Below are 18,438 nucleotides of genomic sequence, written 5' to 3'. Positions count from 1 at the left end.
GCGCGACATCGCGCCCGGACCTCGCTGCGGCGCTGTGTGCGCACAGCGACTGGCTCGCTACATGCGGTTGATGATTGTTGCTCCGGGGCGCCCAGGTCGCGCCCTTGTCGTTCACGGACAGCGTGTCCGCGGCCCGCTTCGACCACGCTTGCCCGGCGCGGACCGGCTTGTGCGTTCTCACGGATGACGGCCTCGGCCGGTTACGATCGGCAACCCCCTCCCGACGCCCCCGCATGAGCCGCAAAGCCGCCCTCCCCGACACCTGGTCCGGTTCCTCGGTGCCTGCCATCGACGGCATCCGCGTGGGCATCGGCGGCTGGACCTTCGCGCCGTGGCGCGACAACTTCTACCCGGCCGGCCTGGTGCAGCGGCGCGAGCTGGAATACGCCTCGCGCCACCTGAGCGCGATCGAGATCAACGGCACCTACTACGGCGCGCAGAAGCCGGCGACGTATGCGAAGTGGGCGGCGGAAACGCCGGAGGGTTTCGTGTTCTCGCTCAAGGCGCCGATGCGGATCATGCAATCGCGCGTGCTGGCGAAGACCGGCACGCAGATCGAGGATTTCCTCGGCGGCATCGTCGCGATGGGCGACCGGCTCGGCCCGGTGGTGTGGCAGTTCGACATCGGCCGCAAGCTGGAGCGCGAGGATTTCACCGCCTTCCTCGATCTGTTGCCGGACGAAGTCGAGGGCCGCCGGATGCGCCACGTGCTCGACGTGCGCGATTCCGCCTTCGTCGACGGACGCTTCATCGCGCTGATGCGCGAACGCAACCTCGGCACGGTGTTCACCGACTCGCGCGAATACCCGTCGTTCGCCGACATCACCACCGATTTCGTCTACGCGCGGCTGATGCGCTCGCGCAGCGAGATCGACAGCGGCTACTCGACGGAAGAGTTGCAGCACTGGGCGCAGCGTGCGCACCAGTGGGCGCGCGGCCAGCATCCCGGCGACCTGCCGTACATCACCCCCAACGGCACGCCGCCGGCGGAGCGCCGCGACGTCTATGTGTTCTTCATCAGCGCGGCGAAGGAGCGCAATCCCGCCGCGGCGATGGCGATGATCCGGCAGCTGGGCGGGCAGTAGCCGGGCATCACGCGAGACTGCAGCGCCGTGTGTGGGCGCGCTGGACCTTATGGCCACGAAGCGCTTTCGCACGGCTTCGCATCAAACGCGGCGTGAAGCCGCATCCGGTGCCCGCCGAACGTGTCCCGCTGCTCGATGCGGCTCAGCGCCGCAGCGACGCCAATCGTTGCGCCAGCTTCTTCGGCGACACGCCGCCGCGCGCGCCCAGTTCCTGGGCGAACAGCGACACGCGCAGTTCTTCCAGGTCCCAGCGCAACGCCTGCCATTCGGGCTGACCGGCGACGCCTTCCGCCTCCGCTTCGGCCAGTGCATCCGCGAACGGCCCCAGTTCGAGCATGCGCGACTGGTCGCGCGTGGGATCGCGCAAGGCGCGTTCCCCGCGCAGCGAGAGCGCCTTGAGGTAGCGCGGGTACTCGCGCAGCGCATCGGCCGGCACATCGCGCAGGAAGCCCGGCGGCGTCAGCGCGGCCAGATGTGCGCGCATGTCGTCGAGGTTGCCGCTGGCCCAGCCCATCAGCGGCGATTCGAGCTTCGCCCGCACCTCGGCCACCGCGGCGAGGATGACCTCGGCCTGGCGCAGGCGCTCCATCGCTTCGGGGAACAGCTGCTTTGCCACCGCATCGCGGCGCGCGGCGAAGGCGGCGGCCTCGCGGATCTCTTCCACGCCATCGCGGGTGAGCGCGTCGAAGGCGCCGTCCACGAGATCGGCACGCAGGCGGTCGCCGTCCTTCAAACCGTCCGCGCGCGGCGCTGCCGATTCGATCGCGGCATACAACAGCCCGGTCTTCGGCGCGACCGGCAGCTGCTTGCGCGCCTGCTTGAGCTTGTCGGCGAGCGCGATGGCGAGCAGGCGGCGCACGCCGCGCGGGTGTTCGCGCCGGGCGACGTCGCGTTCGGCATGCACGCGCAGCGATGCGCTGTCGCCATCGTCGTGCAGGGCCGGATAGGCGGGCACGCCGCCCGCACCGGCGACCGAAGCGGGAATCGGCGTCTCCGGGAAAGCAGTAAGGCCGGTCTGTGCGAGGCCATCGGCGGCCTTCGCCGCGAACGCCGCCGCCGCGCGCTCGCCGAAACGGCGGCGCAGTTCGTCCAGATCGCGGGATTCGGCCAGCACGGTGCGCGCATCACCATTCTTCGCCGCGGCATCGAGCAGGCGCAGGTTCATGCGCAGATGCGGCTCGAGCGTCGATTCGTCGAAGTCGGTGGCCGCCACGTCCACGCCACCGAGCTTGCGCAGGAAACGCGCGAGCTCGCCGGTGATGGAATCGGCCGACGGCTGCGGATGCGCCTCGTGGAAGGCGCGGGCGAAATCCGGCGCGGGCACGAAATTGCGTCGCAACGTCTTCGGCAAGGACCTGATCAGCGCCGCCGCCTTGTCGGCGACGAAGCCGGGCGCCAGCCACGACAGGCGTGCCGCATCGAGCGCATTGAGCAGGTGCAGCGGCACCACGACGGTCATGCCGTCGTCGGGTGCACCCGGTTCGAAGCGGTACTTCACCGCCAGCTTCGCGTTGCCGAGCGTGAGATAAGGCGGGAAACGCGCGGCCTCGGTCTCGCCGCCGACCATCAGGTCGTCGAAGGACCATTCCAGTTTCACCTTCTCCGCCGGCGGCAGCTTGCCGTACCAGGCATCCAGCGCCTGCGCGTTGTGCACGTGCGGCGGCAGGCGGTCGAGGTACCACTGCGCCATCCATTCCTCGTCGACGACGAGGCCGGCACGACGCTGCTTGGCTTCCTCTTCCTTCGCCTTCGCCAGCGTGGCGAGGTTGCGCGGCAGGAACGCGCAGCGCGTGTTGATCTCGCCGGTCACCAGCGCATCGCGCGCGAAGATGACGCGGCTCTCCTCAGGAAAGAGCGCGCCGTAATGCACGGGACGTTTCGGCGCGAGCACCAGGCCGAACAGGCTGATCTGCTCGCTGCCGACGACGCGTCCCTGCGAACGCGCCCAATGCGGATCGTGGTGGCGACGCGAGAGCAGGTGCGGCAGTTCGCTGATCGCCCAGTCCGGTTCGATCGCCGCGTTGGTGAGCGACCACACGCGCTCGGTGTCGAGCAGGGTCGCGGCGAGCACCCACGGCGGCGGCTTCCTGGCCAGCGGCGAACCCGGGAACAGCTGGAACTTGCGCCCGCGCGGACCGTCGTAGAAGCCCTTGTCGCCGCGCTGGCCGAGCTGGGTGGGCAGGCCGGCGAGCAGGGCGCGGTGCAGCGTCGCGTACGACTTCGCATCGACGCTTTCGTGGGACTGCGCCTGGCCCACCGGCGGCGATCCGGCGCGTGCGGATGGCGGGTCGACATCCACCCGGCGCATCACCGCTTCGTTCTGCTTCCAGCCCAGCTCGTCGCACAACACCTTCAACTGCCGGTGCAGTTCGCGCCATTCGCGCATGCGCAGGAAGCCGAGGAAGTGTCTGTCGCACCACGCGTGCAACTTCGATTGGGTCAGCTCTTCATGCGCGGCCTGGTGGGCATCCCACAGCCGCAGGATGCCCACGAATTCCGAACGCGGATCGGCGAACAGCGCGTGCGCATTGTCGGCCGCGGCCCGCTGGTCCGCCGGACGCTCGCGCGGGTCCTGGATGCCCAGGAACGCGGCGATCGCCAGCATCTCGCGCAGGCAACCGTGCGTGTTGGCGGCGACGAGCATGCGCGCCAGCTTCACGTCGACCGGCAGGCGCGCCATCAGCTTGCCGGTCGGCGTCATGCGGCGCTGCTCGTCGATCGCGCCCAGTTCGGTCAGCTGCTGCCAGCCATCGGCGATCGCGCGCGGATCGGGCGGCTCGAGGAACGGAAAATCCTCGATGCGTCCCAGTCCCAGCGACAGCATGCGCAGGATCACGCCGGCGAGCGCGGCGCGGCGGATTTCCGGATCGGTGTAGCGCGGGCGCGCTTCGAAGTCGGCTTCCGAATACAGGCGATAGCACGTGCCTTCCGCGATGCGGCCGCAGCGGCCCTTGCGCTGGTCGGCGCTGGCCTGCGAGATGTCCTCGATGTGCAGGCGATCGAGCTTGCCGCGCGGGCTGTAGCGTTTCACCCGTGCCAGGCCGGGATCCACCACGTAGCGGATCCGCGGCACCGTCAGCGAGGTCTCGGCGACGTTGGTCGCCAGCACGATGCGGCGCTTCGGCCCGGGATTGAACACGCGGTCCTGGTCACGCACCGACAGGCGCGCGTACAGCGGCAGCACTTCGGTCTCGCGGTACTTGCGGCGCTCCAGCGCCTGGTGCGCGTCGCGGATCTCGCGTTCGCCCGGCAGGAAGATCAGCACGTCGCCGCGCGGATCCTCGCGGGTGATCTCGTCGCAGGCGCCGACGATGCCGTCGTTGATGGTGCGGTCGCCGTCGTCTTCGCCCTCACCTTCCAGCGGCCGGTAGCGCACATGCACCGGATAGCTGCGGCCTTCCACGTTCACCACCGGCGCGTCGCCGAAGTGCGCGGCGAAGCGTTCGGTGTCGATCGTCGCCGAGGTGACGATGACCTTGAGATCACGGCGCTTCTGCAGCAGCTGTCTCAGATAGCCGAGCAGGAAGTCGATGTTGAGGCTGCGCTCGTGCGCCTCGTCGATCAGGATCGTGTCGTACTGCGACAGCCAGCGGTCGGACTGGATCTCGGCCAGCAGGATGCCGTCGGTCATGAACTTCACCGCGGTCTGCTCGCCGACGTTCTCGGTGAAGCGCACCTGGTAGCCGACCGCGCCGCCCAGCGTCGTGTTCAGTTCCTCCGCCACGCGTCGCGCCACCGCGCGCGCGGCGATGCGGCGCGGCTGGGTGCAGCCGATTATGCCGGCAGCGCCGCGTCCGGCGGCCAGGCACAGCTTGGGCAGCTGCGTGGTCTTGCCCGATCCGGTTTCGCCCGCGATCACCACCACCGGATGCCGGCGGATCAGTTCGACGATGCGCTCGGCCTCGCCCGCGATCGGCAGCGCGGGATCGACCGGTGCCTGCGGCAAAGCGGCGACACGCGCCTCACGCTGCGTCAACGAGGCGGACAATGCCTGCACGAACGCCGCGCGCGCCTGCTCGTCCGCGGGCCTGGCGCTCCAGCGCGACCACAGCCCATGCAGGCGACCGCGATCGCGGCTCAGGGCCCCGTCGATGGCCTGGCGTGCCTGGCGCAGGGCGGCCTGGTGCGCGGGGTCGACCGCGGAATCGTCCGCGGCGCGGACAGCGTCCCGGCGGCGGCGCCGTGACGCGGCCTTAGCGTTTGCATCGATAGGGTTCATCTATCCAACTGAAAGAAACAATTCACTTCAAACCGGCTTCGTGCAGGCCTATTGTCGCCTGCAACTGCCCCAGGGAGACGAGCATGGCCAAGAACAAGCCCACGAAGTCCGGTCCGTCCCGGTCCGCCCCGAAGCCGGTGGAAACGCCGACAGGCAACGCGCCCGCGATCGATATCGGGATCAGCGGCGGCGATCGCAAGAAGATCGCCGAGGGACTCGCGCGGTTTCTCTCGGACAGCTTCACCCTCTACCTGAAGACCCACAACTTCCACTGGAACGTCACCGGGCCGATGTTCAACACCCTGCACGTGATGTTCGAGACGCAGTACAACGAGCAGTGGATGGCCCTGGACGAAACCGCCGAGCGCATCCGCGCGCTGGGCTACAACGCGCCGGGCTCGTATGCCGAATTCATCCGCCTCAGCTCGATTCCCGAGGAGCCGGGCCTGAGCGATACCGCGGCGTGGCGGGAGATGGTCCGCCAGCTGGTCGTGGGCAACGAAGCGGTCGCGCGCACCGCGCGCAAGGTGCTCAAGATCGCCGACGACGCCGGCGACGACCCGACCGTGGACCTGATGACGCAGCGGCTGCAGGTGCACGAGAAGAACGCGTGGATGCTGCGTTCGCTGCTCGAATGACGCGCCCGCATACCGCATGACCTCACGAAAGCCCCGCTTCTGCGGGGCTTTCGCATGGTGCGGCCGCAGAATGGGAAAAATCGCCGCGAACGTGGCGGCGATTTCCGACCGGCCTGCCGGTTGCGCCCAGTAGAATGACGGCATGTCCGACACCGCTCTCGACCTGCTCCATCGCATCTTCGGCCACCGCGAATTCCGCGGCGAACAGGCGCAGATCGTCGCGCAGGTCGCCGACGGCGGCGACGCGCTGGTGTTGATGCCCACCGGCGGCGGCAAGTCGCTGTGCTACCAGCTGCCGGCGCTGCTGCGCGAGGGCTGCGGCATCGTGGTCTCGCCGCTGATCGCGCTGATGCAGGACCAGGTCGAGGCGCTGCGGCAACTGGGCGTGCGCGCGGCGTTCCTGAACTCCGCGCTCGACGCGACCGAAGCCGCCGACGTCGAACGCCGCCTGCTCGCGGGCGAGCTGGACCTGCTCTACGTCGCCCCCGAACGCCTGCTCACGCCACGCTTCCTCTCGCTGCTCGATCGCGCGCGCATCGCGTTGTTCGCCATCGACGAGGCGCACTGCGTCTCGCAATGGGGCCACGACTTCCGTCCGGAATACCGCCAGCTCACCGTGCTGCACGAGCGCTGGCCGCAGATACCGCGCATCGCCCTGACCGCCACCGCGGACGAGCCGACGCGGCAGGAAATCGCCGAGCGCCTCGCTCTGGAGGATGCGCGCCGCTTCGTCAGTTCCTTCGACCGCCCCAACATCCGCTACCGCGTGGTGCAGAAGGACAACACGCTGCGGCAGTTGCGCGACTTCCTGCATGCGCACCGCGGCCACAGCGGCATCGTCTACGCCTTCTCGCGCAAGCGCGTCGACAGCATCGCCATGCAGCTGTGCGAACTGGGCATCGATGCCCTGCCCTACCACGCCGGCATGGACGCGGCCACGCGCGCCGCGCACCAGCGCCGCTTCCTGCAGGAAGACGGCATCGTGATGGTGGCGACGATCGCGTTCGGCATGGGCATCGACAAGCCGGACGTCCGCTTCGTCGCGCACGTCGATCTGCCCAAGTCGGTGGAGGGCTACTACCAGGAAACCGGCCGCGCCGGCCGCGACGGCGAACCGGCGGAAGCCTGGCTCTGCTACGGCCTGGGCGACACCATCAACCTGCGCCAGCTGATCCTGCAGTCCGAAGCCGGCGAGGAACGCAAGCGCCTGGAGCTGCGCAAGCTCGACGCGCTGCTGGGTTACTGCGAATCGACCACGTGCCGGCGGCAGTCGCTGCTGGGCTGGTTCGGTGAGGCGCACGCGGGCCAGTGCGGCAATTGCGACAGCTGCCTGGAGCCGCCGCAGAGCTGGGACGGCACCGTGGCCGCGCGCAAGGCGCTGTCGTGCGTGTACCGCAGCGGCCAGCGCTTCGGCGCAGCGCACGTCATCGACATCCTGCGCGGAGTGAGCACCGAGCGGGTGCTGCAGTTCGGCCACGACCAGCTGAGCACCTGGGCGATCGGCAGCGACCTGGACGAACGCCAGTGGCGCAGCGTGTTCCGCCAGCTGGTGGCACAGGGCCTGCTCGAAGCCGACGCGCACGGCGCGCTGCATCTCACCGACGCCGCCGGCCCGGTATTACGCGGCGAACGCAGCCTGCATTTCCGTGCCGAACAACCCAAGCCGCCGCGACGCCGTCGCGATCGCGGCGACACGGCGAGCGACCAGGATTTCGACCTCTCGCCCGATGCGCTGGTGCGCTTCAACGCCCTGCGCGTGTGGCGGGCGAACACGGCGCGCGAGCAGAACGTGCCGGCCTACGTGATCTTTCACGACAGCACCCTGCGCGCGATCGCGACGAATGCGCCCGAAGACATGGACGAACTCGCGCGCATCCCGGGCATCGGCGCGAGCAAGCTCGATCGCTACGGCGAGGACGTGCTGCAGCAGTTGTTCGACGCGGCCTGATCGCTGCGAGCGCGCTACATCCGCGCCGACCGGTAACGCGAGCGACGCCTCGGCTATCCGGCGATCACTTCGCGCGGCTGCGCGTGTGGGCCGGTTGCGGTGGCCGCACCGCGCGCTGGTTCCTGATCGCGCGCACTGCAGGCGCCGCGGTGGCGCCCGTCGCGACGCCGCCGGGCTCGCGCAGATCGCACACCATCGGTTTCCCCCGGTTCGGATTGACCGTGAAGACCGTCGTGCGGGTCACGCCGGCATAGGTCGCGGACAGGGTGCCGGCGGCGGACACCGTGGGGTAGCCGGCGGTGATGGTGAACTCCGCGCGGCTCGCACCCGCGGGCACCTGCACGCTCGCCGGCACCGAGAAGGCACCGCCTGCGCCGGACAACGTCACCGTCGCGCCACCGGCCGGAGCGGGCGCGGTCAACGTGACCGTGCCGGTGGCGGTCTGGCCGCCCGGGACGGTGGACGGATTCGCGCTCACGGCGGACAGGGCCACCGCGGTGGGCTTCCAGCCCAGCTTGACCACTTCGAAGTCGTTCGCGGTGAGCGTGCCGAATGCGGGGTTGAGCACGTCGTTGTTCCAGCGCACGTCGAAGGTGCCGGAGATGTACATGTCCGAACCGTTGTCGGCGACGATCAGGCCGTACTTCTGCATCGCGCGGAAGATCTTGCGTGCCGCCGGATCGCTGGTGCGCAACGCCGGGTCGGCGCCATTGACGCTGCTCTTCAGCCGCAGCCGTGCGCCCATCGGCAAGGCGCCGGACGTGCTGCCCGCAGTATGCGAGGCGGGATAGACATGCCCGTTGCTGGCGCGGACGGTAACGCGGAAGGCATGGCGGATCTCGCTCACCGCGGGATCGGCGGCCTCGTCGTAACGCACCAGTCCTGGAAAGATCGCCAGTCCCGCCGCGTCGGCGGACGTCCAGCCTTCCGGACGGCGATCGTTGCGGGTCAGGTCGAAATACGCGCCCGAACCGCCGTACCAGCGCGCCTCCGCCTGCGAATACCAGACGTTGTACAGCTCGTAGAGACGGCGGTTCTCGCAATCGATGATCAGCAGGTGCCGGTCCGAATCCGAACGATCGTCGACCGTGCCGCGCGCGCCGCCCTCGATCCAGTGCGCCTGCGTGATCGCCTGCGTCGGAATCGGATAGAACGGCACGCCCAGTGTCGTGTTGTAGTCGACGCCGTCGCTCTCGTCCCAGTAATCGAAGGTCACCGCCTGCTTCGCCTGCGTGCCATCGACGACGGCGTAGGGAAAGCCGTAGATCGCCGTGCTGCCCGGCGACTCCTCGCCGCCGAAGTCCGGATGCAGTTTGCGCGTGCCGCCGTTGTTGATGAAGGCGATGTAGTTCGCCGACGCGGGATCGACGGGCGCAGCACTGATGTCCGTGTTCCACCAGTTGTCTGCCGGGAACAACGGCAGCGGCCCGGGCGGCGCCGCGCCCTGCACCGGCAACGCGGCGGGACACTGCGCGAAGGCCGTGGACGCCAGCAGCAGGAAACCGGCGACGCCCGTCAGCCAGCGTGCGGCGACTCGGAACATGCGTTGCTCCCCGGAACTGGCAAAGGCGCCCCGATGGTCAGGACGCTCTGCATGCGCGTCAATCGCGCTACGCGCGCAGTGAAACGGCAGTCACAGTTGCAGGCGACGGACGGCGCGTGGGCCGCAGTCATGCTTCGGGAAGCGCCCACGGAATCGCCCACCTCGGGAGGATTCATCCGGAAAGCAAGGCTTCCCGAAACCGGCGGCGACGATCAAAAACCGGAGCCGCGATCGCGGCGGCCCGCTCGCCCGCTCGCCCGCTCGCCCACTCGCCCGCTCGCTCGCTCGCACGCACGCACGCACGCACGCACGCGGGAGTGTGGCGAAGTTATCGCCAACGCGGCGCGAGGTCTGACGGAACGGTTGGTGGGTCGTGTCGGAATCGAACCGACGACCAGCGGATTAAAAGTCCGATGCTCTACCGACTGAGCTAACGACCCACGTGAAGGCGCAACGCGGCATTCGTTGCGATCCCGGCCTTGCGCCGGGGTGCGCATTCTAGCGCAGGCCTGCGAATTCCTGCAGGCCAGGAACGACCCGACCCGTTCAGACGTAACGGGTGGGATCGGCAACGCCGGCCGCGGCGAAGCCTTCCGCGCGCAGGCGGCAGGCGTCGCAATGGCCGCAGGCACGCCCTTCGGCGTCGGCCTGGTAGCACGAAACGGTCTGGCTGAAATCCACGCCCAGGCGCAGGCCTTCGCGCACGATGTCGGCCTTGCTGAGGAACTGCAGCGGCGCATGCACGCGCAGGCCCGCGCCTTCCACGCCGGCCTTGGTCGCGAGATTGGCGAGATTCTGGAAGGCGGCGATGAACTCCGGCCGGCAATCCGGATACCCCGAGTAGTCGACCGCATTGACACCGCAGAAGATGTCGCGGGCCCCCAGCACTTCGGCCCAGCCCAGCGCCACCGACAGCATGATCGTGTTGCGCGCCGGCACGTAGGTCACCGGGATCGCATCCTTCGGCGCCGCCGCGCCGACGGCATGCCCGTCCGCATCGGTCGGGACCGCGATGTCGTCGGTCAGCGCGGAGCCACCGATGCTGCGCAGGTCGACGTTCACGGTCTTATGCGCCACGGCGCCGAGCGAGCGCGAAATGCGATCGGCGGCATCGAGCTCGGAGGTGTGGCGCTGGCCGTAACGCACGCTCAGCGCATGCACGTCGAATCCCTGCTCGCGCGCGATGGCGATGACGACGGCGGAGTCCATGCCACCCGAGACGAGTACGACGGCCTTCTTCATGATTTCGGCGCTTGTTGCTGTTTCGATGGAGGGAGCGACCGGATGCGGCATCAACGCCCGCGTTCGTCGTTCCACAGGATCTTGTGGAGCTGCATCTGGAATCGCACCGGCAAGCGGTCCGCGACGATCCAGTCGGCGAGTTCGCGCGAGGACACCTGCGTGTAACTGGGCGAGAACAGCACTTCGCAAACATCGGCCAGGCCGTGCTCGGCCACGACCGACTTCGCCCAGTCGTAGTCCTCGCGCGAGCAGATCACGAACTTCACCTGGTCGCGCGGCGTGAGCAGCGGGAGGTTCGACCACAGGTTGCGATGCACTTCGGCCGAGCCGGGCGTCTTGATGTCGAGCACGCGCGAGACGCGCGGATCGACTTCGCCGATATCGATCGCGCCCGAAGTTTCCAGCGAAACCTCGTAGCCGGCGTCGCACAGGCGCTGCAGCAGGCCGATGCAGCGCTTCTGCGACAGCGGTTCGCCGCCGGTGACGCAGACGTGGCGGACGCCATGACGCGCCACTTCCGCGAGAATGTCGTCGACATGCCACCAGTCGCCGCCGTGGAAGGCGTAGGCGGTGTCGCAGTACTGGCAGCGCAGCGGGCAACCGGTGAGTCGGACGAACACGGTAGGCCAGCCCACCTGGCGGGCTTCGCCCTGCAGGGAGAGGAAGATTTCGGTGATCTTGAGGCGATCCGCGGAGGCGGCCGCCTCGTGCGAAGTCGCTTCCGGAGCGGCATTCATGCCGCCATTGTAGCGTGCGGCTCCCGACGGTCCGGCGGCTGTTCCGGCGTCCGGCTACTTGTTATTGAGCCGGCCCAGCTGGATGGCGTTGAGGCGATCGGCGGCGGTGCGCGCGGCATCCGTGCCCGGGTAGCGGCTGGTCACCTGGCTGAGCGTGCGCTGCGCCTCGTCGTACCGATGCGCGCCGTATTGCGAGAGGCCGACCTTGAGCAGCGCGCCCGGTGCCTTGTCGTGGGTGGGATAGCGGTCCAGCAGGGCCTGGAACTGCTCCTGCGCCAGCGCGTAGTTCTGGGTGACGTAGTAGCTCTCGCCCAGCCAGTACAGCGCGTTGGGCGCGTAGGTTCCGTTCGGATACTGCTGCAGGAAATCCTGGAATCGCTCGGCCGACTGCGCGTACTGGCCGGCCTTGAGCGCATCGAATGCGGAGTCGTAGGCCGCGCGCTCCCCGGCGCCCTGGGCGATCGCGCCCTTGTCGCCGTAGACCGCGGGAGCCGGGTCCTGCACCGCCGGCGCGACGGCCGATGCGTTCGGACTGGGCGGCGTCGGCGAGGAGGTCGCAGGCGGCGGCACGATCGGGCCGGTGCCCTCCAGCCGGTTCAGGCGACCGTCGAGATCGAGATACTGGGCCTTCGACGTCGACTGCAACTGCTGGTTCTGCCGCTGCAGTTCCTCGACCTGAGCCTGCAGCGCCTGCACCTGGGAACGCAGCTGGGTCAGCTGGTTCAGCAGATCGACGTTGGCCTCGGGGTTGTTCGCCCGTGCCTCGAGCGCGGCCACGCGGTCGGCCAGGCTGACGCGCGCGGCCAGGGCGGGAGCCGACATCACGGAAGCAGCAAGCAGCAGCGGGATCAGGAGTCTGGATCGCATGTCGGTTGGACCGGCTGAAACGAAAAAGTTCGCGCCCTTCCCCGGCAGGCGGGGAAGGGCGCGCAGACAGGCTTACTTCGCGGTGTAGACGATTTCGACGCGGCGGTTCTTGGCCCAGCAATCCTCGGTCGATTCGGTGCAGGTCGGACGCTCTTCGCCGTAGCTGACCACCGTGATCTGGCTGCCCGAGCCGCCGTTGGCCTGGATCGCCGACGAAACCGCATTGCCGCGGCGCTCGCCGAGGCCCTGGTTGTATTCACGGCTGCCGCGCTCGTCGGCGTTGCCTTCCAGGGTCATGCGCGAGGACGGACGGTCGCGCAGGTACTTGGCATGGCAGGCGACGATGTTCTGGAACTCCGGACGCAGCGCATCCTGGTCGAAGTCGAAGTACACCACGCGCTGGCGCAGGCAGGCATCGGTGTCCAGGTCTTCCGGACCGTAGGCGCCCGGGGTGGTCGGCGGGGTTTCGGTGACCGGCGCGGTGGTCGGGCCGGTGTCGGCCGGCGGGACTTCCTTCACCTTCTTCGAGCAGGCAACGGCCGTAGCGCACAGGAGCGCTGCGACAAGAATGCGGCTGGTGTTGTTCATGGTTATTCCTCGTCTGTGAGCTTGGGGCGGGGCGGAGATGTCACGTACAGCTGAACGGGCATCCGGATCGGTACTACCTAGACTAGCAGTCAACATGAACAGGGGAGCGTGACGGGATTTGCATGGCGGTCCGAGCCGCCTGCCGCCCACCGCCTCACCTGTGGGTGCGATAGGGCCCCCACGCCGGCTCGCGCACGTCGCCGTCGGCCAGCACCAGGCGCTGGCGGACGCGCGCATCCGAGGACACGGCATAGAGCACGTCGCGGCGTCCCTCGCGCGCGGCGTAGAGCAGCATCATTCCGTTCGGCGCGAAGCTCGGCGATTCGTCCAGCGAGCCCGGCGACAGATTGCTCCAGGAACCACCAATGCTGCGGTCCATCATCGCGATGCGGTAACCACCGCCGTTCTGCTGGGTCGTCGCCAGCTTCTTGCCGTCGCTCGAGATGGTCGGATCGGCGTTGTAGCTACCCTGGAAGGTGACGCGCGTGGCGCCGCCGCCGGACGACGGCACCTGATAGATCTGCGGCTTGCCGCCGCGGTCCGAGGTGAAGTACAGGGTGCTGCCGTCCGCGCTCCACACCGCCGAGGTGTCGATCGCGAAGTGGTTGGTGATCTGGGTCAGCGCGCGGCTGCCCAGATCCATCACGTAGATCTCGGGATTGCCGGTCTTGGACAGCGTCAGCGCGAGCTTGCGCCCGTCCGGCGAGAACGACGGCGCGCCGTTGATGCCGCGGAACTTGGCGATGAGCTCGCGTGCGCCCGAGGTGATGGTCTGGATGTAGATCGTGGAATTGTGGCCTTCGCCTTCGTAGCTCACGTACGCGAGCCGGTTACCGTCCGGGCTCCAGGCCGGCGACAGCAGCGGCTCGGACGAACGCACCACCGTCTGCGGGTTGTAGCCGTCGCTGTCGGCGACCATCAGCGCGTAACGCATCGCCTTGCCGCTGCCGGTCGCGGTGACGTAGGCGATGCGGGTGAAGAAGGCGCCGCGGATGCCGGTGACCTTCTCGTACACCGCATCGGCGATCTGATGGGCAATATCGCGCATCGCACTGCTGGGCCCGGTCAACGCAAAGCCGAGCAGGCGCTCCTTGCGCGCCACGTCGAACAGTTCGTATTCGACGCGATAGGTGCCCTCGCCCGCCTCGAGCACGCGGCCGACCAGGATGTAGTCCTGGTTGAGCGCGGACCAGGTCGGGAAGTTGATTTCGTTGCCGCGCGTCGGCCGCTCGACGATGTCCTTGTCCGGCAGGCTGCGGAAGGAGCCCGAGCGGTTCAGGTCGCTCGCCACCACCTTCGCCACGTCGGTCTGCAACGTAGTCGGCCCCTGCATCGGGATCACGGCGATGGGCACCGCCGAGGCGTTGCCGCCGACGATGTCGATCTCCAGTCCCTGTTGCTGGGCCGTGGCGGCCAAGGGAAGCAGCAGCGCGAACAACGCGCCCAGCCAGCGCAGCGGGAAACGGGGCAGGCCATGCGGCGAGGATGGATTCATCAGCGCTCCGGAGCAGACAGGGGGAAGTGGCGCAGCGGGGAGGCCGGATCCGGCCTCGTTCAGTTTCATCATTCTTAACAACAGTTTGGTTAACACCGGCTCAAGCCCCGGTCGGGAGGCCTGAAGGGGCAAATCGGCGGTCAGCGCTCTTCTGCGCGGAAATTGAGGGTCAGATTGCGCGAGAAGACTGCCTCGAAGCCGGCATACGGCAACGGCTGTGCCTTCAGGACCGCCGCCTCGATGGAGCGGCGGCCCTGTTCGTCGTACGAGCACGGCGAGGCCACTTCGACGCCCATCACCTGCCCACCCGGCAGTTGCCGGATGCTCAGGCGGCACGTGGCGCCCAGGGGCACGGTGTCGGGGCGCGTCCACTTCGCGAGGATCGCGGCCTGCAACGCGGCGGCGTAGCGCGCCTTGAGGCCGTCGTCCACGCCATTCGCCCCGGTCGCCACCGCATCGGTCTGCGCGGCGGCTTCGGCGGCGTTGCGCGAACGGGCACTGGCGAGCTGGGCCAGCCGCTGTTCGGCTAGCGCGGCTTCGTGCGCGGCGGCGGCGCGGCGGCGGCGGATGTCTTCCAGTTGCTTCTGCCGCTGGATGTCCTGCTCGACCAGGCGCTGGTTGCGCTGCACGGCCTGTTGCCGTTCCTGCTCGGTCAGGTCGACCTGCTCCTGCTTCTGTCTGGCTTCCTGCGGCTTTTTTTCTTCCGCAGGCGTGGGCGTCGGTTGCTCGACGACGGCTTCCTGATTGACCTCGTCCGGAACCGGAATGAAGTCCTGCGGCTTGGGCTGGGGCTCGACCGGCTCGGGCAGCGGTTCCGGCAAGGGTTCCGGTTCGGGTTCGACGTCCTCCACCGGCAACGATTCCTGCCGAAGCGCACGGCGCATCGCGGACGACAGTTGGCTGGCGTCCACGAGCTCGGCAGAAATCGCGCCGGCTGCCGGGGGCGTCGCGCTGCGCGTCCACCACAGGCCCAAGAAAAGCACGGCGAACAACGCCAGGTGAAACACCAGGGCCAGTACGAGGGCCTGCGCGGTATCGGCAGGGGTTTCCCTCATCTGCGGGTGCCCGTGCCGCTGGTGGATTTGGGATCGCTCATCAGGCCGATCTTCTTCACGTTGGCGCGCTGGAGCAGCGCCATGGCATCCATCACGTCCTGGTACTTGCCCTCGCCCCTGGCGGCAACAAGGAACGAGGCGTCCTTGTTCTGGCTGACGATCGCACGCACCCGCGCTTCCAGCATTTTCGGCGTCATTGATCGGGGCGTGGGGTCATCCTTCGTGACCAGCGCATAAGATCCATTCGGATCGACCCTGACAACGATAGTGTCTTCCTTCGGATTGATCGACTTCGCATTGGTCTGCGGCAGGTCGACATCCACGCCGAGCGTCAGCAGCGGCGCGGTAACCATGAAGATCACCAGCAGCACCAGCATCACGTCGATGTAAGGCACGACATTGATTTCGGCCTTGAGCTTGCGCTTGCGATGGCGGCGCATGGAAAGGGCAGTCATGGCGACTCTCGTATTCGTTCGACCTTCCGGCGCCGCGTTCAACGCGCCGCGCCGGACAATGGGGCTTCACTCGTCCGCGTGCGCCTGGCGCTGCAGGATCGAGGAGAACTCTTCGGAGAAGGCGTCGTAGCGCACGGCCAGCCGCTCCACGCCATTGGCGAAGCGGTTGTAGGCCCACACCGCGGGAATGGCGACGAACAGGCCCATCGCCGTGGCCAGCAGCGCCTCGGAGATGCCCGGCGCCACGTCCTTGATGCCGACCTGCGCACCGCTGGCGAGCAGTCCGTGCATGGTCACCATGATGCCGAACACGGTGCCCACCAGACCGATGTAGGGCGCGGTGGAGCCGATGTTGGCGAGCAGTTCGAGGTTGTGCTCCAGTCCGTCGATCTCGCGCGAGCCGGTCGCGCGCATGGCGCGCTGCGCGCCCTCGAGCTGCACGCGCGCATCGACGCCCTTGCGCTGGCGCAGGCGACCGAATTCGCGGAAACCGGCTTCGAAGATCGCTTCCATGCCGCCGGACGGGCCCCGGCCCTGCGTGGCGCCGGCATACAGCTTGGTCAGTTCCGCGCCGGACCAGAAGCGCTCCTCGAAGCGTTCGGCTTCCTTGTGCGCGCGTGAGATCACGCTGCGTTTGCGGAAGATGATCACCCACGACACGATCGAAGCCACGATCAGCAGCGCCATGATCAGCTGCACCGGCAGGCTGGCATCGAGCACCAGCCGCACCAGGTCGAGGTTGGCGTTGGCCGCCGCGACGGCACCGGAGTTGGCGGCCGTCTCCGCCAGGGCCGAAGCCTGGGCCGGCGCGTTTTCCGGGAGGGCTTCGACGGTGGCCTGCATCGCCACGAGGGTTGCGGGGGTCATGCGTCTTTCTCCACCAGTGCGTTCAATTCGTCGTACAGCGGTTGGGGGATGGGCGTCGGCCGGAAGTCCGTGCCCAGCGCGGCGACACGCACCGTCGCGGTGAGCAGCACGTCGTCGCCGCGGCGGATCTGCTGCCGGAAGACCACGCTGGCGCGGCGGCATTCGTGCAATGCCGCGGTGACATCGAGCGCATCGTCCAGCCGTGCCGGCTTGAGGAAATCGAGCTGCATCGCGCGCACCGCGAACAGCAGACCGTGATCGCGTCGCAACAGTTCCTGCCCGTATCCCTGCGCACGCATCCATTCGCTGCGTGCACGTTCGAGGAAGGCCAGGTATTGCGCGTGATACACGACGCCGCCTGCGTCGGTATCTTCCCAGTAAATGCGGACGGGGTGGCTGAACATGCGTTAAGAATTCGCGGGAATGGGGAACAGGGTATGGGGAACAGGAACGGGCGATGGCCGCCGCGCGGATTGTGCCGCGCGAGCAAGCTGTTCGACGGGTCGCGGACCATGCCGGATGAAGCGGGGCCGGCAAAGTGCGGGGGAACTCACATTCCCTGTTCCCCGTTCCCCGTTCCCGCGCTTTCGGCAAACAGGTCCGACGGCCCCGTCTTCGGCTTGAAACCCATGTGCCGGTACGCCTTGTGCGTGGCCATGCGACCGCGTGCAGTGCGCACCAGATAGCCCTGCTGGATGAGGTACGGCTCGATCACGTCCTCGAGGGTGCCGCGCTCCTCGCTGAGTGCGGCCGCCAGCGATTCCACACCCACCGGGCCGCCATCGAAGGCATCGATGATCGTCGTGAGCAGGCGACGGTCGAGGTCGTCGAATCCCTCCGGGTCGACCTTGAGCATCTTCATCGCCGCATCGGCGACTTCACGGCTGATCGCGCCGGCGGCCTTCACCTGCGCGTAGTCGCGCACGCGGCGCAGCAGGCGGTTGGCGATGCGCGGGGTGCCGCGCGAGCGCCGGGCGATTTCGGCGGCGCCATCGGCATCGCAGTGGATGCCCAGGATCTGCGCGGAGCGACGCACGATGCGGGTCAGCTCTTCGGCGCTGTAGAACTCCAGCCGTTGCACGATCCCGAAGCGATCGCGCAGCGGCGCCGTGAGCAGGCCGGCGCGCGTGGTGGCGCCGATCAGCGTGAACGGCGGCAGGTCGAGCTTGATCGAACGCGCCGCGGGGCCCTCGCCGATCATGATGTCGATCTGGTAGTCCTCCATCGCCGGATACAGCACCTCCTCGACCACGGGCGAGAGGCGATGGATCTCGTCGACGAACAGCACGTCGTGCGGTTGCAGGTTGGTGAGCAACGCCGCCAGATCGCCGGCCTTCTCGATCACCGGTCCCGAAGTCTGTCGCAGGTTGACGCCGAGTTCATTGGCGATGACATGACTGAGCGTGGTCTTGCCCAGGCCGGGCGGGCCGAAGATGAGCACGTGGTCGAGCGCTTCGCCGCGCTGCTTCGCCGCCTCGATGTAGATCTGCATCTGTTCGCGCACCGGCGCCTGGCCGAGGTATTCGTCCAGGCGCTTGGGACGGATGGACGCCTCGATGGCGTCCTCTTCGCGCGTGGCGGCGGGGGAAACGATGCGATCGGTCATGGGGCCGGAATTCGGGAGGGGGGATTCGGGATTAGTGAAAAGACTAACAGGCGCAGGCCACCGATTCGCTCCTGCGAATCCCTAATCCCGAAT

The 18,438-nt window shown here is 68.2% G+C and carries 15 protein-coding genes and 1 tRNA gene; 3 read left to right on the top strand and 13 right to left on the bottom strand.

What is annotated here, in order from left to right; genetic code table 11:
- Window positions 1–233: 233 nt before the first annotated feature.
- Entirely contained in the window at window positions 234–1,085 is an 852-nt protein-coding gene (locus ACFPN1_RS10990) for a DUF72 domain-containing protein (protein ID WP_386755016.1), read from the top strand.
- A 142-nt stretch (window positions 1,086–1,227) separates the two neighbouring features.
- Here ACFPN1_RS10990 and hrpA read toward each other — a convergent pair whose 3' ends face one another.
- Window positions 1,228–5,304: an ATP-dependent RNA helicase HrpA gene (gene hrpA / locus ACFPN1_RS10985; RefSeq protein WP_386755015.1), complete on the bottom strand. Its 4,077-nt coding sequence runs from the start codon at window positions 5,302–5,304 to the stop codon at window positions 1,228–1,230.
- Window positions 5,305–5,387: 83 nt separating this feature from the next.
- Here hrpA and ACFPN1_RS10980 point away from each other — a divergent pair, with 83 nt between their 5' ends.
- Together ACFPN1_RS10980 and recQ are read left to right on the top strand one after the other, a co-directional pair.
- Complete coding sequence (locus tag ACFPN1_RS10980; protein ID WP_386755014.1) at window positions 5,388–5,942, top strand: Dps family protein; 555 nt, start codon at window positions 5,388–5,390, stop codon at window positions 5,940–5,942.
- Window positions 5,943–6,084: 142 nt separating this feature from the next.
- Window positions 6,085–7,890 carry a DNA helicase RecQ gene (gene recQ, locus ACFPN1_RS10975; protein WP_386755013.1) on the top strand — a complete coding sequence of 602 codons (1,806 nt, stop codon included), beginning with the start codon at window positions 6,085–6,087 and terminating at the stop codon, window positions 7,888–7,890.
- Window positions 7,891–7,954: 64 nt separating this feature from the next.
- On the opposite strand, the gene ACFPN1_RS10970 is transcribed toward recQ, so the two are convergent.
- The 12 genes from ACFPN1_RS10970 to ruvB form a co-directional block, all read right to left on the bottom strand.
- Window positions 7,955–9,433, bottom strand: a complete 1,479-nt coding sequence (locus tag ACFPN1_RS10970) for a hypothetical protein (protein ID WP_386755012.1) — start codon at window positions 9,431–9,433, stop codon at window positions 7,955–7,957.
- 364 nt (window positions 9,434–9,797) lie between these two features.
- Window positions 9,798–9,873, bottom strand: a tRNA-Lys gene (locus ACFPN1_RS10965).
- A 106-nt stretch (window positions 9,874–9,979) separates the two neighbouring features.
- A complete protein-coding gene (gene queC, locus ACFPN1_RS10960) occupies window positions 9,980–10,675 on the bottom strand; it encodes a 7-cyano-7-deazaguanine synthase QueC (protein WP_386755011.1) in 696 nt (231 codons plus the stop codon).
- Window positions 10,676–10,725: 50 nt separating this feature from the next.
- A complete protein-coding gene (queE, locus tag ACFPN1_RS10955) occupies window positions 10,726–11,412 on the bottom strand; it encodes a 7-carboxy-7-deazaguanine synthase QueE (protein WP_386755010.1) in 687 nt (228 codons plus the stop codon).
- 54 nt (window positions 11,413–11,466) lie between these two features.
- Window positions 11,467–12,279 (bottom strand): tol-pal system protein YbgF, encoded by an 813-nt coding sequence (gene ybgF, locus ACFPN1_RS10950; protein ID WP_386755009.1) that lies wholly within the window; start codon window positions 12,277–12,279, stop codon window positions 11,467–11,469.
- 72 nt (window positions 12,280–12,351) lie between these two features.
- Window positions 12,352–12,867, bottom strand: coding sequence for a peptidoglycan-associated lipoprotein Pal (gene pal / locus ACFPN1_RS10945; protein WP_386755008.1), 516 nt, complete (start codon window positions 12,865–12,867; stop codon window positions 12,352–12,354).
- A gap of 154 nt (window positions 12,868–13,021) precedes the next feature.
- The gene (gene tolB / locus ACFPN1_RS10940; RefSeq protein ID WP_386755007.1) at window positions 13,022–14,362 is read right to left on the bottom strand and encodes a Tol-Pal system beta propeller repeat protein TolB; all 1,341 of its coding nucleotides are present in this window, start codon (window positions 14,360–14,362) and stop codon (window positions 13,022–13,024) included.
- A gap of 140 nt (window positions 14,363–14,502) precedes the next feature.
- Window positions 14,503–15,417 (bottom strand): TonB C-terminal domain-containing protein, encoded by a 915-nt coding sequence (locus ACFPN1_RS10935; RefSeq protein WP_386755006.1) that lies wholly within the window; start codon window positions 15,415–15,417, stop codon window positions 14,503–14,505.
- Window positions 15,414–15,872 carry a protein TolR gene (gene tolR, locus ACFPN1_RS10930; protein WP_386755005.1) on the bottom strand — a complete coding sequence of 153 codons (459 nt, stop codon included), beginning with the start codon at window positions 15,870–15,872 and terminating at the stop codon, window positions 15,414–15,416. The genes ACFPN1_RS10935 and tolR overlap by 4 nt, the downstream gene beginning before the upstream one ends.
- A gap of 66 nt (window positions 15,873–15,938) precedes the next feature.
- Window positions 15,939–16,739 carry a protein TolQ gene (tolQ, locus tag ACFPN1_RS10925; protein ID WP_386755004.1) on the bottom strand — a complete coding sequence of 267 codons (801 nt, stop codon included), beginning with the start codon at window positions 16,737–16,739 and terminating at the stop codon, window positions 15,939–15,941.
- Window positions 16,736–17,143, bottom strand: a complete 408-nt coding sequence (ybgC, locus tag ACFPN1_RS10920; protein WP_386755003.1) for a tol-pal system-associated acyl-CoA thioesterase — start codon at window positions 17,141–17,143, stop codon at window positions 16,736–16,738. The genes tolQ and ybgC overlap by 4 nt, the downstream gene beginning before the upstream one ends.
- Window positions 17,144–17,289: 146 nt before the next feature.
- Window positions 17,290–18,345, bottom strand: coding sequence for a Holliday junction branch migration DNA helicase RuvB (ruvB, locus tag ACFPN1_RS10915; protein WP_386755001.1), 1,056 nt, complete (start codon window positions 18,343–18,345; stop codon window positions 17,290–17,292).
- Between the last annotated feature and the right edge of the window lie 93 nt (window positions 18,346–18,438).

Origin of the sequence: Lysobacter yangpyeongensis (assembly GCF_042655745.1) — a bacterium.
Classification (GTDB): domain Bacteria; phylum Pseudomonadota; class Gammaproteobacteria; order Xanthomonadales; family Xanthomonadaceae; genus Agrilutibacter; species Agrilutibacter yangpyeongensis.
The sequence above is the reverse complement of the archived record's forward strand: the minus strand, read 5'-3'. Positions and strand labels throughout refer to the sequence as shown.